This window comes from Leucobacter soli (assembly GCF_042659205.1).
Lineage (GTDB): Bacteria > Actinomycetota > Actinomycetes > Actinomycetales > Microbacteriaceae > Leucobacter > Leucobacter soli.
This window is the reverse complement of sequence record NZ_JBHSRW010000256.1, coordinates 1-3068: the sequence shown is the minus strand read 5'-3', so window position 1 is coordinate 3068 and position 3068 is coordinate 1. Positions and strand designations below refer to the sequence as shown.

Sequence of the window (3068 nt, the reverse complement as noted above, 5' to 3'; positions counted from 1 at the left end):
CCGTGACGCACCTCGCCTACCGGCCGGGGATGCCCCTCACCGCCGCGGTCTGGCGCGCGGGCGAGCGCGTCGTCTGAGACGGCTGCGCCGCACCGACGCCGCAGTGCTGCCGTGCCGCAGCCCGGGTCTCGTCCGCCCCTCGGCTCACCGCAGGCCCCCTTCCTGACGAGCGTGCAGGAAAATCACCGCGAATACGGGGTACGCCGGTCAGCAAGGTGTACTCCAGTGGGCAAAAGCCGGGCCGGTCCTGCTCGCTCGCCGTCCCTTACGCACTCGCGGGTCGCCCGTGGATGCGGGCGGAGAGCGTCTCGGCGGTGCGCCGGACCTCGGCGGCGAGCCCGTCGAGGCGATCCTCCGCGATCTGGTCGTCCGGAAAGGTGACGGCGATCGCGGCGACCGGCCATTCGCGGTGGTCGAGCACGGGCACGGCGACGGAGGAGAACTCCGGCGTGACGGATCCGCGCTCGACGGCGAAGCCGCGCGTGACCACCTCGTCGAGCACCGCGCGCAGCTTCGAGTACCGGTCGATGTCGTCGATGATGTCGTGCCGGTGCACGAACGCGCCGCGGTCGGGGAACAGGGCGCGGACCTGCGCTTTCGGCAGCGCGGCGAGGATCGCCCGGCCGCTGGCGGTGAGCTGCATCGGCAGCCGGACGTTCACGTCGGTGATGAGCATCGGCGATCCCGGCGCGCGCTCCTCGATCACGTAGAGCACGTCCCGGCCGTGCGGCACGGCGAGGTGTCCGCTGACCCGCACCCGGTCCACGAGCGCCGCGATCAGCGGCCGGCCGATCCGCGTCAGCGGTTCCTGCCGGGCGTAGGCCGAACTCAGCTCGACGGCGGCGATCCCGAGCCCGTAGCGTCGCTCCTCTGGCAGGTGCATGACGAAGCCGTGCTCCTGGAGCGTCGCCAGCAGGTGGTACACGGTGGATCGCGGGAGCCCGAGCTGGGTCGCGATCATGCTCGCCGGCAGCGGTCCGCGCGAGGCGGCGAGCATCGCGAGGATCCGCAGCGTCTGATCCGCCGCGGGCACCTTCGGCTGCTGCTCGCTCACCCTCGCAGCCTACTTCCGAATGCGTCTCCGAGGGGTGCTACCCCAGCGGTGCGCCGAGCGCGCCCTCGGCGGCGGATACCACGGCGCCGGAGACGACGAAGTCGCGCGCGGCGGTGATGGTCGGCGAGAGGAAGGTGTCGGTGTCGGGCGCCGGGATGCGGGTACGGAAGAGCGCGTGGACCGCCGCGGTCGCCGGGGCGGGATCGCCCGCGCCCTCCGCCGCGCGGAAGTCGAGGGCGCGGGTCGATGCGAGCAGCTCGATCGCGAGCACCCGGCCCAGCCCGTCAATGCCTCGGCGCAGCTTGCGCCCGGCGTGCCAGCCCATGGAGACGTGATCCTCTTGCATCGCGGAGGAGGGGATCGAGTCCACCGAGGCGGGCGCCGCGAGGCGCTTGAGCTCCGAGACGATGCCGGCCGCGGTGTACTGGGCGATCATGAGCCCGGAGTCGAGGCCGGCATCGGCGGCGAGGAACGGCGGCAGGCCGTGGCTGCGGGCGACGTCGAGGAAACGATCCGTGCGGCGCTCGCTGATGGAGGCGAGGTCGGCCACCGCGATCGCGAGGAAGTCGAGCACGTAGGCGACGGGCGCGCCGTGGAAGTTGCCGTTCGACTCGACCCGGCCGTCGGGCAGCACGACCGGGTTGTCGATCGCGGAGCGCAGCTCGATGCTCGCGACGCGTGCGGCGTGATCCGCCGTGTCTCGCGCCGCACCGTGCACCTGCGGGGAGCAACGCAGCGAGTAGGCGTCCTGCACCCGGGTGAACTCGCCTTCGCGCGGGCGCTGGATGAGGCGGGAATCGGCGAGCACGGCCGCGATGTTCGCGGCGGCGGCACCCTGGCCGGGATGCGGGCGCAGCTCCTGCAATTCGGCGGCGAAGACGGCATCGGTTCCGGTGAGGGCCTCGACCGAGGCCGCCGCGGCGAGGTCGGCGACCTTGAGCAGTGCGCCCAGGTCGTGCAGGGCCAGGCAGAGCATGCCGAGCATGCCATCGGTGCCGTTGATGAGGGCGAGGCCCTCCTTCTCGGCGAGCACGAGCGGCTCGATGCCGGCGTCCGCGAGCGCGGAGGCGGCATCGATGGCCGGGGCGTGCGGATCCTCGCTCACTCGTACCTGGCCTTCGCCGAGCAGGGTGAGCGCGCAGTGAGCGAGCGGGCTGAGGTCGCCCGAGCAGCCGAGGGAACCGAACTCGTGCACGACCGGGGTGATGCCGGCGTTCAAGATCGCGGCATACGTTTCGGCGACGACGGTGCGCACCCCGGTGCGGCCGCTGGCGAGCGTGTTGAGACGCAGCAGCATGAGGGCGCGAACGACCTCGCGCTCGACCTCGGGGCCGGTGCCGGCCGCGTGCGAGCGGATCAGGCTGCGCTGCAGCTGCTGGCGCTTCTCCTGGGGGATCTGCACCTTGGCGAGCGCGCCGAAGCCGGTGGAGATGCCGTAGTGCGGGCGGGTGTCGTTCGCGAGCTCGTCGATCATGCGCCGGCTCGCGGCGATGCGGTCGAGCGCGTCCGGTCCGATCTCGACGCGTGCGCCCTCTCGGGCGACGGCCACGACGTCGGCGACGGTGAGGGGGGCTTCGCCCAGAACGACGGTGGTGACAGTGCTGCTCATAGGTCGATCCCAGCGCATGCGCGGCTCGAACTGTAGAGCTCCCGAGCCGCTCCTGTCCGGGATACCGGACGAGTCCGCGATGGGGTGCGGCGCAGCGCGAGCGGATCGTGGCAGGCTAACGGCAGAGGATCGCGCAGCACGGCGATCCGAGACGATCCGAGACGATTCGGAACGAGACGAACCGACGCGGGAACGGAGACCCCATGACAGGCAGGCTGGTGCATGATCCGCTATGGCCGCGCACGGGCGGATGGCCCGCGCTCGGGGACTCCGGCACGGTCGACCTCGCCCTGATTGGCGTGCCGACGAGCCGGACCTCGCTCTCGCCGACGCAGGCGCACGAGACCCCGGCCGCCGTGCGCGACGCGCTGCGACGCTACTCGGGGCATTTCGTGGCGCCCGGGC

Annotated in this window: 2 protein-coding genes and 1 pseudogene; 1 reads left to right on the top strand and 2 read right to left on the bottom strand. The window is 72.4% G+C overall.

Annotated elements, in window-relative coordinates; all coding sequences use genetic code 11:
- Positions 1–265: 265 nt before the first annotated feature.
- The gene (locus ACFPZL_RS11745; RefSeq protein ID WP_268912054.1) at positions 266–1054 is read right to left on the bottom strand and encodes an IclR family transcriptional regulator; all 789 of its coding nucleotides are present in this window, start codon (positions 1052–1054) and stop codon (positions 266–268) included.
- Positions 1055–1091: 37 nt separating this feature from the next.
- On the bottom strand, positions 1092–2663 hold the full coding sequence (gene hutH, locus ACFPZL_RS11740; RefSeq protein WP_218114472.1) for a histidine ammonia-lyase: 1572 nt from the start codon (positions 2661–2663) through the stop codon (positions 1092–1094).
- A 203-nt stretch (positions 2664–2866) separates the two neighbouring features.
- Between hutH and ACFPZL_RS11735 the strand changes: the two are divergent.
- A pseudogene (locus ACFPZL_RS11735) lies at positions 2867–3068 on the top strand (formimidoylglutamase); the annotation flags it as partial.

Bases quoted from the DNA above. Each gene is read 5' to 3' on its own strand.
- hutH (WP_218114472.1), bottom strand. From the start codon at position 2,663: ATGAGCAGCACTGTCACCACCGTCGTTCTGGGCGAAGCCCCCCTCACC.